Origin of the sequence: Paraburkholderia sp. SIMBA_054, from assembly GCF_046534875.1 — a bacterium.
GTDB lineage: Bacteria > Pseudomonadota > Gammaproteobacteria > Burkholderiales > Burkholderiaceae > Paraburkholderia > Paraburkholderia hospita.
Map to the genome: position 1 here is coordinate 1 of NZ_JAWRXV010000750.1, position 273 is coordinate 273.

Below are 273 nucleotides of genomic sequence, written 5' to 3' on the forward strand. Positions count from 1 at the left end.
CTACAATCACACCTACAGATAATCAATATACCGCAGATATGGTCAATTTAGAGTTAGTTGAACAGCTAAGTGTTAATCAAGCAAATGAATCTAATGCACAACATCTAACTATATTTTTAGAAAGAATCTTACTTGATGAAAATTTACTAACTCTTACTGCAGATAACATTCAAAGGGACTTTGGGTTAAACAGTAATTTATTTGCAGTAGTTTACCCACAATTATTAAAAATAGTTCAAGATTCGTCACATGAATCTGAAGTCAAATTAGCAT

Annotated in this window: 1 protein-coding gene; it reads left to right on the forward strand. The window is 30.4% G+C overall.

Annotated elements, in window-relative coordinates; genetic code table 11:
* A partial coding sequence (locus SB822_RS57105; RefSeq protein WP_410859108.1) for a hypothetical protein occupies positions 1–273 on the forward strand: 273 nt, incomplete at both ends.